Source organism: Peptoniphilus sp. GNH (genome assembly GCA_021307325.1).
GTDB lineage: Bacteria > Bacillota > Clostridia > Tissierellales > Peptoniphilaceae > KA00134.
Window position 1 is genome coordinate 1,315,704 of record CP089931.1, and the last position, 16,737, is coordinate 1,332,440.

Annotated in this window: 18 protein-coding genes and 1 tRNA gene; 10 read left to right on the forward strand and 9 right to left on the reverse strand. The window is 36.4% G+C overall.

All coding sequences use genetic code 11. The features are described 5' to 3' along the window. The first annotated feature begins 141 nt into the window (after positions 1 to 141). The 10 genes from LV469_06515 to gltX all read left to right on the forward strand — a co-directional run bounded on the left by LV469_06515 (position 142) and on the right by gltX (position 7,278). Positions 142 to 666, forward strand: a complete 525-nt coding sequence (locus LV469_06515) for an NUDIX domain-containing protein (GenBank protein ID UHR02295.1) — start codon at positions 142 to 144, stop codon at positions 664 to 666. Continuing rightward, complete coding sequence (cysS, locus tag LV469_06520; GenBank protein ID UHR02296.1) at positions 663 to 2,057, forward strand: cysteine--tRNA ligase; 1,395 nt, start codon at positions 663 to 665, stop codon at positions 2,055 to 2,057. Before LV469_06515 ends, cysS begins: the two co-directional genes overlap by 4 nt. Continuing rightward, complete coding sequence (locus LV469_06525; GenBank protein UHR02297.1) at positions 2,042 to 2,461, forward strand: ribonuclease III; 420 nt, start codon at positions 2,042 to 2,044, stop codon at positions 2,459 to 2,461. The genes cysS and LV469_06525 overlap by 16 nt, the downstream gene beginning before the upstream one ends. Further along, positions 2,451 to 3,209, forward strand: coding sequence for an FAD-dependent thymidylate synthase (gene thyX / locus LV469_06530; protein UHR02298.1), 759 nt, complete (start codon positions 2,451 to 2,453; stop codon positions 3,207 to 3,209). The genes LV469_06525 and thyX overlap by 11 nt, the downstream gene beginning before the upstream one ends. Next, positions 3,210 to 3,950, forward strand: coding sequence for a 23S rRNA (guanosine(2251)-2'-O)-methyltransferase RlmB (gene rlmB, locus LV469_06535; GenBank protein ID UHR02299.1), 741 nt, complete (start codon positions 3,210 to 3,212; stop codon positions 3,948 to 3,950). Next, complete coding sequence (locus LV469_06540; protein UHR02300.1) at positions 3,929 to 4,468, forward strand: NYN domain-containing protein; 540 nt, start codon at positions 3,929 to 3,931, stop codon at positions 4,466 to 4,468. Before rlmB ends, LV469_06540 begins: the two co-directional genes overlap by 22 nt. 21 nt (positions 4,469 to 4,489) lie before the next feature. Then, positions 4,490 to 5,128 (forward strand): tRNA (guanosine(46)-N7)-methyltransferase TrmB, encoded by a 639-nt coding sequence (trmB, locus tag LV469_06545; GenBank protein ID UHR02301.1) that lies wholly within the window; start codon positions 4,490 to 4,492, stop codon positions 5,126 to 5,128. Positions 5,129 to 5,167: 39 nt separating this feature from the next. Further along, positions 5,168 to 5,243: transfer RNA gene (locus tag LV469_06550), tRNA-Thr, on the forward strand. A 216-nt stretch (positions 5,244 to 5,459) separates the two neighbouring features. Continuing rightward, positions 5,460 to 5,777 (forward strand): hypothetical protein, encoded by a 318-nt coding sequence (locus tag LV469_06555; protein UHR02302.1) that lies wholly within the window; start codon positions 5,460 to 5,462, stop codon positions 5,775 to 5,777. A gap of 22 nt (positions 5,778 to 5,799) precedes the next feature. After that, complete coding sequence (gltX, locus tag LV469_06560; protein ID UHR02303.1) at positions 5,800 to 7,278, forward strand: glutamate--tRNA ligase; 1,479 nt, start codon at positions 5,800 to 5,802, stop codon at positions 7,276 to 7,278. Positions 7,279 to 7,982: 704 nt separating this feature from the next. Here gltX and LV469_06565 read toward each other — a convergent pair. From LV469_06565 to LV469_06605, 9 genes are all read right to left on the reverse strand, one after another. Further along, positions 7,983 to 8,543: a GNAT family N-acetyltransferase gene (locus LV469_06565; GenBank protein UHR02304.1), complete on the reverse strand. Its 561-nt coding sequence runs from the start codon at positions 8,541 to 8,543 to the stop codon at positions 7,983 to 7,985. Between the two features lie 114 nt (positions 8,544 to 8,657). Next, positions 8,658 to 9,857, reverse strand: a complete 1,200-nt coding sequence (locus LV469_06570) for a carboxylate--amine ligase (protein ID UHR02305.1) — start codon at positions 9,855 to 9,857, stop codon at positions 8,658 to 8,660. Beyond that, on the reverse strand, positions 9,854 to 10,513 hold the full coding sequence (locus tag LV469_06575; protein UHR02306.1) for an amino acid racemase: 660 nt from the start codon (positions 10,511 to 10,513) through the stop codon (positions 9,854 to 9,856). The genes LV469_06570 and LV469_06575 overlap by 4 nt, the downstream gene beginning before the upstream one ends. Further along, the gene (locus LV469_06580; protein UHR02307.1) at positions 10,510 to 11,232 is read right to left on the reverse strand and encodes a gamma-glutamyl-gamma-aminobutyrate hydrolase family protein; all 723 of its coding nucleotides are present in this window, start codon (positions 11,230 to 11,232) and stop codon (positions 10,510 to 10,512) included. The genes LV469_06575 and LV469_06580 overlap by 4 nt, the downstream gene beginning before the upstream one ends. A gap of 50 nt (positions 11,233 to 11,282) precedes the next feature. Beyond that, entirely contained in the window at positions 11,283 to 12,128 is an 846-nt protein-coding gene (yycI, locus tag LV469_06585) for a two-component system regulatory protein YycI (GenBank protein UHR02308.1), read from the reverse strand. Further along, positions 12,125 to 13,510, reverse strand: coding sequence for a hypothetical protein (locus LV469_06590; GenBank protein ID UHR02309.1), 1,386 nt, complete (start codon positions 13,508 to 13,510; stop codon positions 12,125 to 12,127). Before LV469_06590 ends, yycI begins: the two co-directional genes overlap by 4 nt. Beyond that, entirely contained in the window at positions 13,497 to 15,296 is a 1,800-nt protein-coding gene (locus LV469_06595; protein ID UHR02310.1) for a cell wall metabolism sensor histidine kinase WalK, read from the reverse strand. Before LV469_06595 ends, LV469_06590 begins: the two co-directional genes overlap by 14 nt. A 1-nt stretch (position 15,297) precedes the next feature. Further along, positions 15,298 to 15,984, reverse strand: a complete 687-nt coding sequence (locus LV469_06600) for a response regulator transcription factor (protein ID UHR02311.1) — start codon at positions 15,982 to 15,984, stop codon at positions 15,298 to 15,300. Positions 15,985 to 16,085: 101 nt separating this feature from the next. After that, positions 16,086 to 16,736 (reverse strand): trimeric intracellular cation channel family protein, encoded by a 651-nt coding sequence (locus LV469_06605; GenBank protein ID UHR02312.1) that lies wholly within the window; start codon positions 16,734 to 16,736, stop codon positions 16,086 to 16,088. Position 16,737 lies beyond the last annotated feature (1 nt).

Here is a 16,737-nt window from a genome sequence, read left to right on the forward strand (position 1 = left end):
AGTACTGCCATTTTAACATAGTTGTTCACAATTTAACACTTTTCACAGCTTTTATATTTGAAAATATTTGTTTCATATATATTATACAAATTATGACATGAACTTAAACATAGTTTATAATAGAATTTATAGGGTGATTATATGGTGGAATACTGGGACGTGTATGATAAAAATGGAAAAAAGAAAAACAAAACCATAAAGAGGGGCTGGGTTTTGGGGCAAGGCGAATATCATTTGGTAGTTGAGGTTTGGATAAGGACATCCGAAGATTCTTTTCTAATTCAAAAAAGGTCTTCCCAAAAAAATATGTTTCCGAATATGTGGTATTGTTCAGCTGGCGGAAGTGTCCTTGCAGGAGAAGAACCCCTTGATGGGATTCTTAGAGAAGTAAAAGAGGAGCTTTCCCTTAAACTTTTGCCAAAAGAGCTAAAATTAAAAAGAATAATTACAGAAACTTCCAGTATTTTTTATATTTACCTCTGTGACAAGATCATTGACCTTCATGATATAAAAATTCAAAGAGAAGAAGTCGCTGAGGTTGCTATAAAAAATATTGATGAAATTAATAAGATGATAGATGATAAGAGTTTTATAGGTCTTGATTACTATAAGAGCTTTTTTGATAATTTGGGAACTTTTAAACCCCTTAATAAGGAGGAAAAATGAAACTTTACAACACGCTTACGAGAAAAAAAGAAGACTTTGTGCCAATAGAAGACAAGAAGGTCAGGATGTATACATGCGGGCCTACTGTCTATAATTTGATTCATGTCGGCAATGCCAGACCCATAGTAGTTTTTGATACTCTAAGAAGATATTTCATCTACAAGGGCTATGATGTGAAATTTGTAGTGAATTTTACAGATATTGATGACAAGTTAATAAATAGGGCTAAGGAAGAAAATACCACAGTAAAAGAAATTGCCGAAAAATATATACAAGAATTTAAAAAGGATGTATCTGGTCTAAATTTTTACGACTACGAATGTCTACATCCCAGAGCAACTGAACATATTGATGAAATTATAGACTTCATCCAAACTCTTATCGACAAAAAGGCTGCCTATGTTTCAGACGGTGATGTGTATTTTGATATCAATTCAGCCAAAGACTATGGCAAACTTTCAAGAAAAAAAATCGAAGACTTATTTGCTGGTGCTAGAGTAGATGTGAGTCAGCTCAAAAAAAATCCCCTCGACTTCGCCCTTTGGAAGAATAAAAAAGAAGGCGAACCCTCCTGGAAGGCTCCCTGGGGAGAAGGTAGACCCGGTTGGCATATAGAATGCTCTGTAATGGCAAAGACCCTGCTTGGTGATACCATAGATATCCACGCCGGTGGAGAAGATTTGCAATTCCCCCACCACGAAAATGAAATCGCCCAATCAGAAACTTGCAACGCCAAACCCTTTGCCAGATTTTGGCTTCACAACTCCATGATAAATGTGGATAACGAAAAAATGAGTAAGTCTCTTGGCAATTTCTTTACCGTAAGAGATATAGCAAACTTATACAATTTGGAAGTTTTGAGATTTTTCCTACTTAGCTCCCATTATAGATCTACCTTAAACTTCACAAGAGAGGTCATGGATGCTTGCAAGTCTTCTCTTGAAAGACTTTACAATGCCAAATATAAATTACAAGACCTCTTGAAAAATGCCAAGGGGCAAATGGATGAAAAAGATAATGAAAAATACAAAAAGATTTTATCCCACAGACAAGAGTTTGAAAGGGCAATGGATGATGATTTAAATACTGCTGATGCCATAACTGCTCTTTTCAATATTTCTAAGGATATAAATGTGGAAATTGACGAATCCTCCTCCAAGGAGCTAATAGAAAAGTCCCTTGATTTCTTTTTAAGCCTTGCTAAAGTCCTTGGTCTTTTAAATAAAAATAGGGGCAACCTTGAAGATGGTATAGTGGCTCTTATCGATGAAAGAAATGCTGCAAGAAAGGCTAAAGATTTTAAAAGAGCCGATGAAATAAGAGATCAGCTCCTTGATATGGGTATAGTAATCGAAGACACTAGGAGTGGAACTGTTTGGAAAAAGATTTAGACTTATTTAGAAAAAATTTTAAGTTGGAAAGGCCGGAGCTTTTGAGTCCTCTGGCCTTGGCATTTGTTGGGGATGCTGTGTATGAAGTCTTTACAAGAATTTTAGTAGCTGATATGCAAATAAATCCGAAAAGGCTGCACAGGAAAAATATTGAACTTGTATCTGCCAAGTCCCAAGCTCGGATTATGACTTTTTTAGAAGAAAGACTAAGCCCAGATGAGGACCGCATCTTTAAAAGAGGCAGAAATCAAAAACCCCACACCGTTCCCAAAAATACTGATGTGACTACTTATAGAATTTCTACCGGCTTCGAAGCCCTAATCGGCTACTTGTATTTGACCTATCAAGACGAAAGACTTGAAGAAATTTTTGAAATTATTAAGGAGAACTTGCATGAAAGTTAAACTCATATCCTACACTCATAACCCAGAAGAACTTATTGCCGCATCCGCTAAGCTGTGCTATTCCAAAGTTGGAGTCGAAGAAATCACCCAAAAAATGGATTCTGCAAGCATAGAAAAATTTTTGAATATGTTAATGGGCCTTTCTCACAACTCTCCCTTGGAGCATGCTTCATTTTCCTTTGCTGTGGAAGGAGTATCAAGGGCTCTGTCCCACCAACTTGTAAGGCATAGGATTGCTTCATATTCACAACAATCGCAAAGATATGTAAGGCTTGAAGATTTTGAATATATAACTCCTCCTGCCATAAAAGAAAATAAAAAGGCAAGAGAAATCTACGACAACATAATGCAGCTAGATAAAAAAGCTTATGAAGACCTCTGTTCTATTTTGATAGACCAAAAGGCGGCACCTCTTATAAAAGCTGGCATGGAAGAGCAAGATGCCAGAAAAAAAGTAGAAAAAGAAGCTTTAGAAGATGCCCGATACATCTTCCCCAACGCTTGCGAAACTAAGCTTGTCTTTACTATGAATGTGCGATCTCTTTTGCATTTTTTTGAACTTAGGACTTGCAACAGAGCCCAATGGGAAATCAGGCATATGGCAGAACTCATGCTTATAGAATTAAAAAGGGTAAGTCCCATCCTCTTTAAAAAAGCTGGGCCATCCTGCTTAAATGGCCCTTGCCCCGAAGGCAAGATGACCTGTGGTAAGATAAATGAAGTTAGAGAACATTTTAGGAGCCTTTAAATGAAAGATATGTATATATATGGCCGCAATGCAGTCATAGAAGTAATAAAAGATGGCAGGGCAAAAAAACTCTACCTCTCTTCCAGAGATATGGAGGGGTCTATAAACAAAATCTATGCTCTGGCCCGTGAAAAGAAAATCCCCCTTACAAAAGTGGATGGAAAAAAGCTTGATGAACTGGCAGAAGGTGGCAGGCATCAAGGCGTAATCGCTCTAGTAAATGACTTTGAGTATGCTGAACTAGATGACATTTTGAAAGAGGCTTCCTCTGTAAAAGGTGGCGGCAAAATTTTAATCTTAGATGGGATTCAAGACTCTCACAATCTGGGGGCCTGTGCTCGTTCAGCCTATGCCGCAGGCTTTACAGGCATAATAATACAAAAACACAGATCTGCTCAAGTAAATGAAGGTGCTTACAAGGCATCAGCTGGAGCTATTGAAAATATAAAAGTCGCTAGAGTAACCAATATATCAAAGACCATAGAAATACTTAAGAAGGAAAATTATTGGATCTACGGCTTGGATATGGAAGGCGAAAAATACTACAAGACCGATCTTAGAGGAAATATTGCCCTAGTTGTTGGAAACGAAGCAAAGGGAATAAGCGACAATATATTAAAGGCCTGCGACGGCAAAATTTCTATTCCCATGACCAAAAGCTTCGACTCCCTAAATGCTTCTTGTGCCGCCAGCATTGTAGTATTTGAAGTTCAAAGACAATGCATAGAAGATACTATTTAAAAAACAAGGACTACCTCTTTGTAGACGGATACAATATCATGAATTCCTGGGATATTTTCAAAGATACAATGGAAGTTGACTTGGAAAAAGCGAGAAAGGATCTCTGCACTATATTAGCCCAATATGCCCACCTAACCAAGCAAGAAATAATCCTAGTCTTTGATGGCTACAAGGTCAAAAAATCTCCTGGTGCCCATTACAGGGTTGATGGAATCAGTGTGGTCTTTACCAAAGAATTGCAAACAGCAGACCACTACATTGAACAAGAGCTAGATAAGGTTGGCAGGCTAAGACGAGTTAGAGTCGCAACATCCGACAAAATTGAGCAGCAAATCATAATGCAAAGAGGAGGCTCTCGCATCTCTGCAAGAGAGCTTTTGGCAGAAGTAGAAGCTGAGCAAATAAAACTAAAAAGGAAAACCAAAGAAATCCGAGCAGAATTTTATAAGAATTCCGGTTCCATGACTTCTTCAACTATGGAAGATTTGCTGGAGTTAAAGAAAAAATTAGACAAATAAAAATTACTTAGAAAGGAAATCATGAGACTTAGAAAAAAACACTTTGCAATTCCAGAAATGCAAGAAAATAAATATGTCATTTTCTCGGCCTACGACATGAGGGGCAAGTGGAAGGAAGAATTTAAAAATGACAACAAAATCTTTTTAGAGTTGGGCGCTGGCAAGGGTCAATTTATACAAGAGCTTGCAAAAAGAGAGCCAAATTGCAATTTTATAATTTTTGATCGAGAATCAAATGCCTTCATCTATGCCACCAGAAAGGTAAGGGAAAATGAACTTGAAAATGTGAGATGTGTCCCCGGAGATATAATGCACTTAAAAGAGATAGTAGCCCCCTGCGAGGCTCATGGGATTTATATAAACTTTTGCAATCCTTGGCCCAAGAAAAAGCATAAAAAGAGAAGGCTTACCCATCCCAATTTCTTAAAAATTTATAAAACCATCCTTAAAGACGGAGGATTTATAAAATTTAAGACAGACGATAGAAATCTCTTTGAGGAATCCTTGGAGTATTTTGATGAAGAGGGTTTTGAATGTATAAAAAGAGATTTCGATATGAAGCTTGAGCTCTACCCGGATAATATAGTCACAGAATATGAAAATAAGTTTAGAAGTCTGGGCCAACCTATTTATTATGCAGAGTTTAAAAAGATTGACTAACAAATAAATTTTAGGTACAATGTCTTAGGTATCAGGTTTGCTATTATAGCTCAGGCGGTAGAGCACTACATTGGTAATGTAGAGGTCGCGGGTTCAAGTCCCGCTAATAGCTCCATTACCTATATTCATATGCTTAGCTATACAAGTCATGTAAGGCTTTTGTGATTTTAAAATATCACATAGCTTGCATGATTTTTTTATTTTTAAGCTAAATAAGAGAAGGTATTTTATGCAAAACTTCTTTTGAAAAACCAAACAAGGCTGTTTTTTGTCTCTAGGTCTAAACATTTAGACTATTTAATGATAAAATAAGCTTATTATAGGAGGAGCTATGCTGGTTGCAATAAAATTTTTAGGAGGATTCGGCATATTTTTTTTGCTTGTCGAATTGTTGGGAGCCTTTATGATTCTTATAAAAAAAGAGGATAATATCTTCGCTCAAATCATAATAAGATCTAAAAATGGCAAAAAAGTTGAGGGCTTCCTTGGCATCATCTTCTTTAAAATCCTAGTGGGCTTTTTCATGTTGGGGCTATCCTTTTATTTTTACTTGAGTAAGCAGAACCTCGCATCTTTGATTTGCCTTGGCATATTCCACCTAGCCCATGCAGGCTTTGAAAAAATTTTTGCAGAGCTTAATAATTTTTGACTATTATTTTTTGGAGGTATTTATGACTAAACCCGTAGTGCGTTTTGCTCCGAGTCCAACAGGATATCTACACATAGGAGGACTTAGAACAGCGCTTTATAATTACTTGTATGCCAAGCACAATGGCGGCAAATTTATTTTGAGAATCGAAGACACCGACAGGACCAGATTTGTAGAAGGGGCTATTGAAAATCTCATCTCATCTCTTAGCTGGGCTGGCCTTTGCTATGATGAGGGCGTTTTTGTAGAAGATGGTCATGTAATAGAAAAAGGAGAAAACGGACCCTATATCCAATCCAAGCGTCTTGATATTTACAAAAAATATGTAGACAAGCTCATAGAAGATGGCTATGCCTACTACTGTTTTTGCTCTAAAGACCGTCTTGATTCTCTAAGAGAGGAGCAAAGAATCAAGGGACAAGTCCCCAAGTATGATGGCCTTTGCAGGGGAGTTAGCATAGAGGATGCCAAAAAGCGTATAGCTGCTGGAGAAGACTATGTTGTCAGATTAAAGCTACCCCATGATGAAAATATAACCTTTACAGATTTGGTAAGAGGTCAAGTTACAATAAACACAAATGAAATAGATGACCAAGTCCTCATGAAGTCAGACGGATTCCCGACCTATCACATGGCTGTGGTAGTAGATGACCACCTCATGGGTGTTACTCATATAGTTAGAGGAGAGGAATGGCTATCATCAACTCCAAAACACGTCTACCTCTACAAGGCCTTGGGTTGGGAAGAGCCGACCTTTGTCCACCTGCCAACAGTTTTAAATAAAAATAGAAAAAAACTTTCTAAGAGAGAAGGCGATGTCTCTGTTGAAGACTTCAAAAAAAGAGGCTACCTTCCAGAAGGTCTTATAAATTATTTGGCTCTTGTAGGCTGGTCTCCTGAAGATGAAAAGGAAATATTTTCTCTAGAAGATTTGGAAAAGGTATTTACTTTTGAAAGAGTCGGAAAAAGCGGTGGAATTTTTGATAAGGACAAGCTGGACTGGGTAAATGCTCACTATATAAAAGAGTATCCCCTCGAAAAAATTATAGAACTTTCCAAGAGCTTTGTAGAAGAATCTGGATATATGACTAGGGAAGATATAGAAAAAGATCCCCACTACTATGAAATAATGATAGCTACAATAAGGGATTCTCTCTCCCGTCTAGACGAAATAAAAGATCGAATAGGATTTATATTTGACGAATTTAAAATTTCTGAAGAATCGGCCCTAGAGGTCTTGAAGGGAGAAAGTGTAAAAGAGCTCTTGCAAGCCGGCCTAGAGCTTGTTGATGAAATAGATGCTTTTGATGAAGAAAATTCCAAGACCTTTATGAAGACCTTGCAAAAAAAGACTGGCATCAAGGGCAAAAATCTCTACATGCCTTTTAGAGCTGCCATATCAGGCAATGTCCATGGTCCAGAGATGAATAACATAATCTTGCTCTTGGGCAAGGAAAAAATCCAAGAAAGACTAAAAGAAACTCTAGAAAAATATATATAAATAAAACCCTCCGTCTTGGAGGGTTAATTTTTTACAAAATTTTAAAAAGTATATAAAATTTTAAAAAATATATAATAATAAGCAAATAATAATATCAGTCCCGTTACAAGAGAAATGATATAGAATTTTTTCAGCTTAGTATTTTTACTGCAAAAAGTCTTAATTAGTACATTAAAGATAAGATAACCTGCTATGAAATAAATAGCATCTTTTTCCCTTAGTCCGCCCTGGGAACAAATGCTAAAAAAAGTCAAAAAAGCAGCGAGAGCCTGGATGGCTCTTAGCAGCCTCTCTACAAATTTATTGCCCTTGTAAGGAGCAAGTGCCACTTGAGGACTAAGCCCCAGCCCTCTTATGTATTGGAGGTTTAGAAGGGCAAAAATTAAAATAAAAGCTATGGTAAAAATAACTAAATATAGATGCTTCATCTAATCACCATCTTTAATTTTATCCTAAACAATTAAAAAAATATACAAAAATATGCCTTTCTCTTACCCCTTAAAGTATTAAGCTTTACTACTTATTCTCGCCTTTTTATATTATCTCTTAAATTTGTTTAAGCAGTTTGTCTATCAAAAATTTACATATAAAAAAAATAAAAAGCCATGCGAACAAGATTTTTTTCTCTTTCCATTTCCTTTTCTTACCCAAAATCTCGGCACCGACTAGGCTTACAAAGAATAAAAGGATGTCTTGTATCACTCTTAATCACCTTTTTTATAGTCTTTTCTTAATATGGAATAAATCGCCATGTCTCCAAGACCAGAATTACTCATAGCAGACTTTCTAAGTGTGCCTTCGTAAATCATCTTAGCCTTTTCCATTACCTTGCCAGAATTTGGATTTTTTAAATCGTGTCTTGCCTCAAATCTATTTGCTCCGACTTCCTCAAAGGCAAATTTAACGACTCTTTTTAAAGCTTCTGATGTGTATCCCTTGTGCCACCACCTATCTCCTATACAATATCCTACCCCCATCATTTCTATCTTTTCATCAATTCTTACAATTGATATAGAGCCTATTAGTTCCTTTTTTTCTTTTGTTTCTATTGCCCATTGATAAAAATTCAAGCCCTCATAGTTTTCTACCCAAGATTTTATTGTGGCTTCTGACTCTTTTTCACTCTTGTTAGTTTTCCAAGTCAAAAACTTTGTCACCTGATCTCTACTCATCCAGTTTTTATAAGCTTCATTTGCATCTTCTAGTCTAAATCTTCTAAGTATTAGCCTATCTGTTTGAAGTTCTTTTGTTCCTAAAGCCTTCATCTTTACCTCCCTTGGATCTCTTGGTTTTATAATAAAAAATAGAAGTCTTAATTCCTTCTGAGTTTGTCCGCTCCCCAAGGACTTTTTAGGGAGCAGCTCAGTTCATTTTACTTCTTAATTTTTCCCAAAATATATGGGATAGTATTTTATTGTGGATAACCTTCTTCTCATATAAGATACAAATCTCTTTACTGATCTGTCTTTCTTGTACCAAGTTGTAAAGACAAAGCCTTTTTTTAGAGCTTCTTCTGCCTTTTTTCTATCCTCATCTGCCACATACTTTTTTAAAACAAAGGGGTCTACATAGAGCCAGAGTCCTTGCTTGTATTCATAGTAGCAGTCCTTATCGCTTTCAAGTATCAAATCTTCTACAAGAGGTTTTATGAAATTGGAGCCAGCTGCATTCATATAATAGCTTGATCTTCCCTGTCTTATATTGATTTCAAACACCTTATAACTTCCATCCCTGTAGTCATATTTGAGATCGAAATTAGCATAGCCCCTGTAAGAAATTTCCTCTAAAAATTTTTCGAAATTCTTGTAAATCTTTTCATCGCCCATGCTAAGAAGCGCATTGTAATTGCCTATATTTAAGGGCAGGACCTCATCCAAGAGGCACTTTCCAAGGCTCATAAATTTCACCTTGCCCCTAGTATTCACATAGGCATTTAAAACAAACATGGCCGATGTATCACCAGGTATGAAATCTTGCACTATAAGCTCACCAGTATAGCCTGCATCGTAAATCTTTTTTACGGTTTCTCTCATCTCTTCTTCTGAGTGAATCTTGTAGGCTTTTTTCTTATTTGGGAATTTTATCTTCACATACTCTATGGAATCATTGGGTTTTAGAGCAAGAGGATAGGCCATTTTAATTTCATACTTATCTTTTTCTTCATAGGAAATTATCTGGGTTTTAGGATAGTCCAAGCCATACTTTTCGCAAATTTTGTAGAAGTCTTTTTTGTTTTCCAAACTACTTTGCATTTTTTCGTCTATATAATTAAATATAAAACTCTCCTTGAGGACTTCTCTATTTTTTGTGATAAGAGAAGTATAACCGTCTGAACAAGATATTAGAAGAAGCGGAAGGTCCTTATACTCCTTTTTTATCTCCATAAGGCTTTTTAAAAAGATATCCTCTCTGTCAAAATTTTCAAAAATCCTGACCTCGCAAATTTTCGAAGCCTCCGTATCTCTTAGTTCTTTTTTGCCCAGACAAATAGAGCTAAGTCCATATGCCTCGTGGATACTTCTAGCAACTCCATAAGCATTTAAGTCGGTTCCCAAGATTATTGCTTTAAATTCTTTCATAGCTTGCCACACTTTCTAAGGCAGACCCCAACCAAGACATCCATGGCATCTACCGCATCTTTATAATCCAAGACAGAAAGCTCTGTGCAGCCTGTGATTACAGTTGTATCCTTGCCGTATTTTTCAAGAAGTTTGTCAAATTCAGAAAAGTGCCTTTTTCCATCAGACTTTACTCTGTAAATTATATCCATAAGAGTGTCTTGGTCTTTTTTGTCTGGATAATTTATTTTTAACCCCAGCTCATTTTCATATCTCTTATAAACCCTGCCTTCTATTGAGCCTAATGTGCCAAAAAAAGTGATGTCTTTTCCTCTTTTGGCAGCTTCTTTTAAGGCTTCCAAGGGCATATTTATAATCTCTGCTCTTGTCATTTTTTTCATTTCTTCTAAAAAATAATGAGAAGTATTGCAAGTTATGGCTATATAATCTACTCCGATAGAGTTAAAAATCTCAAAATCTTCTCTGACTTCTTTTAAAAATTCTCCTCTTTTTTCCAAAATCTCCCTTGTCCTATCAGGCAGGCTCGCATGGTTTAAAATCACTGCATCTATGTGGTCTTGGTCTTTTTTGGCTCTAGTGTTTTTATATAATTTTTCATAAAAAACCAGACTTGCAAGAGTCCCCATTCCTCCTAGGACTCCTAATTTATAGGTCATTTGTAGTCACCCGCTGCTTTTATAAATTCTTCTACCGCCTTTTTGGCAACTTCCTGCTTTTCAAAAATCAGCTCTGGATGAAATTGAAACGCCAAGCCAAATGGTCTGTCAGTCATTTCTAATCCTTCAACTATGCCATCTTCAGAAAGTAAATTTACCCTTAGATTTTTGCCAAGGTCTTTTACCGCTTGGTGGTGAAGGCTGTTTACCTCAAATTCATCTTCAAATATATAATCAAACTTGGATCCCTTTTGATATATTACCTTGTGAACCAAGTCCTGCGCCCTGTCATCTCCGTAGGAGTGTTTTAAAATTTCTGTCTTGACCTGACTTTTTATATCTTGATAAAGGCTTCCGCCCATCTTTACATTTATAATCTGAAGACCTCTGCATATAAAAAGCACTGGAATCTTGCTTTCTAAGACAAAATCCAAGAAATTCCATTCGAATCTATCCCTTTTATCTGAAACATTGCCAAGTTCTGGCTTGGGTTTTTCGTTGTAGTAGGAAGGATTTACGTCCTGACCCCCTGTAAAGACAACCCCATCTAAAAGATCTAAAAGCTGATCCATATCTTTTCTTTCGCAAGCAAAGGGAAGCATTATGGGCAAGCCCCCCAAGGCTTTAATCATGTCAAAATAATGACTTAATATCCAAATTGTGTCCAGTCTTTTATTGTAAAGTGGCGTGATGCCTATGATTGGTTTTTTCTTCATCATGGATCCTCCTTGTAAATATCATTTATTATAACATTATTTGAAAAAGATAACTAATTACCCGCCAAAATAATTGCTTCTCCGTCACTAAACTCCACTCTCCACGCTGGAGTGGCCTTTCCCTGGAGGGCCTTTGTGATGTCTTCTACAAAGCCTTGGGCTTCCGGGTCAAAATAGTAGCAAGTTTCTATTTTTTCTATCGTCTTGTGCTGCAAATCTTTTTTAGATAAAAGACCCAAGATAGTCTTAGAAGCCGGTGGCAAATAAATTCTCAAATCCCCTTCTTCTAAAACATTTAGCCAAAGTCTATCCATAGTCTTTATCCCAGTCTTTTCTATATAAAAAGATGTGAAGGACTTTTCCAAAATTGTATTTTTATAAATTTTTGCGAAAACGAGTCTACGACCCCTTCCTTCGATTTCATTTTGCACAAGCCTAAGGTCATCTGTCGGATATTTTCTCTTTTTTAAAAATTCAAGAGCCAGCTTCTCTGCTTCGTCCGCCTTTATATTTTCTCCTTTTTCACCCTCTGCCAAGTTCTCATAGAGCAATCTTCTCTTATTTATCACAGTCAAAAGCTCATCCTTTTTTTGAAGCTTTATAGTATCTCTAGAAGGACTACTCAAAATTGCCTCTTTTTCAAAAAATCTCTCGTTTAGTATCTTAGAATCAATTGATTCAAACTCCACCCTCAAGGATGAAAGCGACCTTTTGCCTCTGGGTATTTCGCAAGAAAGCTTTATATCATCTTTTTCAAGAAGTTGTTCAACTTGCTTTAAAAAGCTCCTTTTGTCAATGCCATCAGTAAAAGATTTGGCCTTTAAATTAAAGGTAAACAATATTAAGTTGGTAAAAACAAGTGCAATTATTAAAATTTTTTTTGCCTTTGACCAGTTCATTTAACCTCCATAATAATGTTTGCGTTTTTAGGATCCATGTAAATTTTTCCCCCATCTGTAACAATTTCCAAGGCCGGTTTTAAAAATCCATTAAATTCTCCTTCCTTGGAGTCCAGATAGACAGGTCTTATACTCTTTACAGAGTTTAGAAAAGCCAAAAAATCCTCAGCATAATTTTTTATATCTATATTTTTTTGACTCATATAACTTTCAAAAATCTTTTCTGGGCTTACCGGATGAATTTTCTCCATATAGTAGCCCGGATTTTCATAAGGTCTTCTATAAAATTGCCTATAAGATTTTATGAAATCATTGTAGGCCTCGACTTCTATATAGCTTGCTTCTTCTTTTAAGATTATGGGAAAAGAGTCCTGTCTAAAGTTGCAATAAATCTTAAACCCCTTGTGAGCTTGCGAATCTATTTCTTCTATCTTAGAAATATAGAGGTCATCCTCTATGCCTGTAAGCTCTCCTATGAAATTTAAAGCTGCCTCCAAGCTCTTGTAAAAATTCGGCCTTTCCTCTTTGGGGTCTTGTCCATTCGTATAAAAAAGGCTTCCGTCATCTCTTAGCTTTAAACTCCTCAAGCCATAAACATAGGTTAGCACATCTTGCTCTTGGATTTCTCCAATATAGTTTATATCCGACTTCAAAAATCTTTCCGCAAAGTTTAGCTTGTATTTTCTTGTCAGATTTTCTAATCCATTTACATATTTTATTTTTTCCGAGCATATATAATAGTCTTTTGGATAATAGACATTGTTTTTGCTGCCATACTTTTCCCTTAGACAATAGTATTCTGGGGGATTCTGTTTTTTTACATTTTTTATATAATCATCTATATCTATGCCCTTGGCCTTGCCCTTGAACAAAAAATAGCCCTGCTTATTTTTTATGCAAAGCAAGCCATTTTGACCCAGATAGACCTCTGAAAATTCAAAAGGGATAGACTTCTCCAGATCGCTTCTCTTTTGGCTTCCCAAAAGGTTTACAAGCGCCCTGGTATTTATCTGCGTATCAAAGCACATAGTAACAGACGGGGCGGATAAAAGCTGAATATAAAGTTCCTCATTTATTTGCTCTAGTCCCTTGCCAGATAGGTCTAAGAATATATCCTTTATTTTTTCTATATTTTCAGCAAAAAAATCATTGGAATCCCTTAGCATATAGGACTTGCCATCCTCAGTCCTTACTAAGAGATGCTCGGGTCTAAAAATTTTCAAAAGGCTATCCTCAGAAAGTACCTTGTCGCTTTCTACATCTGCTTGAATCTTTTTTTCCGATCCCGGAAAGTCAAGCCAAAGCCTAGCTGCCAAAAATACGGCTGATGCCAACAAGATACAAATTACCAAATTGCTCCAAGCATTTTTAGACAAGTTCATCTTTCTCACCCGCTAAAAATTCCAAGCTCACAGTAGTTCCCTTTTTAAATTCGGAATATATTTTTATCTTGCCCCTCATTAGCTCCATCATTTCCTTGGCTATAGAAAGGCCTAGACCAGTGCCTCCCATGGCGCGTGATCTACCCTTCTCAACTCTGTAAAACCTTTCAAAAATCCTCTCCATATCATTTTTTGGTATTCCTATTCCATTGTCCTTGACACTTATGGTTACCCTTCCAAAACGAGAACTTGCTTGTATTTCTATAACGCCATTATTGCCAGTGTATTTAACAGCATTGGATAAAATATTTATAAGCACTTGCTCTGCAAAAGACGGATCGGCCTTTATTGGCAAGATTTTGTTTTCCACATCTATATATACTTTTTGATTTTTTTCCTTGACCATCAGATCTAAAGAATCCCTGGCTCTTTCTATAAGCCTTCTTGTATCAAGTGATTGCAAATCTAATTTCAAGGCTCCATAATCCACATTTGAAAGCTGCAAAAGGTCATTTACAAGTCTTTGCATCCTGTTGTTTTCCCTATCTATTACTTGCAAAAAATAATTAGAAGACTGCTTATCCATATCTGAGTCCAAAAGAGTTTCTGTATAAGATTTTATAGTAGTTATAGGAGTCTTTAATTCATGGGATACATTGGCTACAAACTCTTTTCGCATCTTTTCTAACCTATGCTCCTTGGTCATATCTTGGACTACTATTATAAGACCAGAATAATGTCCCCTATCAGACCTATAAGGTGCATATTTTATAGAATAAAATTTGCCCTGCACTTCCAATTCACTCGTTGCTTTTAAGGACGACGGTTTGGAATAGTCCAAATTTTTTATGTTTAAGGAATTTAAATTGAAATCTTGACCGATAGAGCCTTCTTCCAAATTTAAAAGTTCTTCTGCTGTGGGATTGGCGTGGATTAATCTCCCACTTGCATCAACTGCCAAAACGCCCTCTGCCATGTAGTTTATAATAGTATCCAGTTTAGACCTTTCAAGATCCATCTTCTTTATTGTGTCTTTTAGCTCCCCAGTCAGGATGTTAAACATAGTTGCAAGCTTTCCTATCTCGTCATTGCTCATGACTTCAACCTTTTGGTCAAAATTGCCCTGAGCCATTTCCTTGGCCACCTTGGTCACATTTTTTATGGGTCTTGTTATAGAAGATGATATTATTATCCCTAGAATACTTGTTATCAAAAGTGCTATGGCGGTTGCATAAGTCAAAATTCTGCCAGCATCTCTTATGACCTGATAGACAGGATTTAAAGAAGATGTCATATAAAAGACCCCTTCTATATCTCCGTTCGCAGAAATAACTGGCTCTAGCAAGTGTTTCTCTTTGTTGGCACCCCTATCATCTTCCACTATTCCCTCTGCTGAATTTCCAGAAAAAGCTTCCATTATTAGATCTGGTCTGAGATTTTTGTATGTAAGGGCAGATTTTCCCAATACAGAGTCTAATGGATCAGCCGATGATGAAACTATCTCTGCCTGGTCACTATTTTTTATCACATAAACCTTATCTCCTGCTGCAAATCTCCAGGATTTTAAAGTGTTGTCAATTTTTTGGGCAGACTTTACCCAGTCTTCCTTGTTCAAATTGTCGGAGGCATTTATTATAGACTGGACCTGAGATTTCATATTTTCTGTTATGGAGTTTATTTGACTAACTTCCAAGCGAGCTATTATAAAAGAGCCCACTATGCCCATAGAAATCAAAACCAGAATAAAATATATAATTATAAATCTCCACTTTATACTCTGAAACATCTCAGCCTCCGAAGTAATATCCTACCCCTCTTTTTGTGAGGATATATTGAAAATCCTTGTCCTTGTCTTCAATCTTCTCTCTAAGTCTTCTTACTGTTACATCGACTGTTCTGATATCGCCGAAGTACTCATAGCCCCATACCTTCTCCAAGAGTTCCTCTCTTGAAAAAACTTGGTCGGGACTTTTCATAAAAAATATCAAAAGTTCATATTCTCTAAGAGTAAGATCTATAATCTTGCCAGATTTTTTTACCTCATATCTGTTTGTGTCTACTTCCAAATCTCTAAAAGATATTACTTCATTTTCTTGGACTTCTTTAGCTTCAAAATCTCTTCTTCTGAGATTTGCCTTGACTCTTGCTATTAGTTCTCTCATTGAGAAGGGCTTTACAACATAATCATCAGCTCCTAGTTCAAGTCCCAAGACCCTGTCAAACTCTTCGTCCTTGGCTGTTAGCATGATAACTGGCACTCTCGAATCAACTCTTATATTTCTAAGGCATGAGAACCCATCCATTACAGGCATCATCACATCAAGCAGAACCAAATTTATGTCAGTTTTTTTCAAAAGGTTAAGAGCCTCCTTGCCATTTTCGCAGGTGTAGACTTCGTAGCCTTCTTTTTCTAAATTAAATTTTATTATATCGGCTATGGCCTTTTCATCATCAACAACTAAAATTTTGTCCATTAAAACTCCTTTTTTATTACTAAATTTTTCTCAATATAGAGCTATTATATCATATATTTGCAAAAGCCTAGACTTCTGCCAAATACAAAAAAAAGAGAAGGTCAATCCTCCTCTTTGAATTTTATTCTTGGTAGTCTCAAATTTAATTTTATTGATACAAGCCTTACGGCTGTTACTATGACAGCAGAAATTATCATGAGCTTATAAGTTTCTACTTTGTGGAAAAAATAAATGTAAAAAGTCGCTCCTATAAGAGAAGCTATGGCATAAATTTGTTCTCTAAAAATTACCGGACTTATGTTAGAAAGGGTATCTCTTATGATTCCCCCTCCAACTCCTGTGACCATGCCCACAAAAAGAAGTAGAATCTTGTTTTCATATCCCATGTAGATGGCCTTGGATATTCCTATGGAAGTGAAAACTCCCAGGCCAATCGCATCCAATATGTTCATCAACTTTTCAAAAGTCGAGAAAATTTTTGTATCTAAAAAGTCTATCTTTGCATAAAAAATGCAAAATAAAATAAGAGTTGTAATAACGGATAAAATCACAGCCGTAGGACTCGTAAACATGGCAGGTGGTGTGGCGCCAAGGACTAAATCCCTTATCACTCCCCCACCAAGAGCTGTAACTCCTCCTAGGATTATTATGCCAAATACATCCATTCCCTTTCTTATGCCTAGGATGGCACCAGAAGATGCAAAGGCCACCGTCCCAATCATCTCCATTATATAAGCAATTTCTTTAAACATA

Excerpts from the sequence above, each read along its gene's own strand:
- LV469_06515 (UHR02295.1), top strand. The coding sequence starts at position 142 with ATGGTGGAATACTGGGACGTGTATGATAAAAATGGAAAAAAGAAAAAC.
- cysS (UHR02296.1), top strand. The coding sequence starts at position 663 with ATGAAACTTTACAACACGCTTACGAGAAAAAAAGAAGACTTTGTGCCA.
- thyX (UHR02298.1), top strand. The coding sequence starts at position 2,451 with ATGAAAGTTAAACTCATATCCTACACTCATAACCCAGAAGAACTTATT.
- rlmB (UHR02299.1), top strand. The coding sequence starts at position 3,210 with ATGAAAGATATGTATATATATGGCCGCAATGCAGTCATAGAAGTAATA.
- LV469_06540 (UHR02300.1), top strand. The coding sequence starts at position 3,929 with ATGCATAGAAGATACTATTTAAAAAACAAGGACTACCTCTTTGTAGAC.
- trmB (UHR02301.1), top strand. The coding sequence starts at position 4,490 with ATGAGACTTAGAAAAAAACACTTTGCAATTCCAGAAATGCAAGAAAAT.
- LV469_06555 (UHR02302.1), top strand. The coding sequence starts at position 5,460 with ATGCTGGTTGCAATAAAATTTTTAGGAGGATTCGGCATATTTTTTTTG.
- gltX (UHR02303.1), top strand. The coding sequence starts at position 5,800 with ATGACTAAACCCGTAGTGCGTTTTGCTCCGAGTCCAACAGGATATCTA.
- LV469_06565 (UHR02304.1), bottom strand. The coding sequence starts at position 8,543 with ATGAAGGCTTTAGGAACAAAAGAACTTCAAACAGATAGGCTAATACTT.
- LV469_06570 (UHR02305.1), bottom strand. The coding sequence starts at position 9,857 with ATGAAAGAATTTAAAGCAATAATCTTGGGAACCGACTTAAATGCTTAT.
- LV469_06575 (UHR02306.1), bottom strand. The coding sequence starts at position 10,513 with ATGACCTATAAATTAGGAGTCCTAGGAGGAATGGGGACTCTTGCAAGT.
- LV469_06580 (UHR02307.1), bottom strand. The coding sequence starts at position 11,232 with ATGATGAAGAAAAAACCAATCATAGGCATCACGCCACTTTACAATAAA.
- yycI (UHR02308.1), bottom strand. The coding sequence starts at position 12,128 with ATGAACTGGTCAAAGGCAAAAAAAATTTTAATAATTGCACTTGTTTTT.
- LV469_06590 (UHR02309.1), bottom strand. The coding sequence starts at position 13,510 with ATGAACTTGTCTAAAAATGCTTGGAGCAATTTGGTAATTTGTATCTTG.
- LV469_06595 (UHR02310.1), bottom strand. The coding sequence starts at position 15,296 with ATGTTTCAGAGTATAAAGTGGAGATTTATAATTATATATTTTATTCTG.
- LV469_06600 (UHR02311.1), bottom strand. The coding sequence starts at position 15,984 with ATGGACAAAATTTTAGTTGTTGATGATGAAAAGGCCATAGCCGATATA.
- LV469_06605 (UHR02312.1), bottom strand. The coding sequence starts at position 16,736 with ATGTTTAAAGAAATTGCTTATATAATGGAGATGATTGGGACGGTGGCC.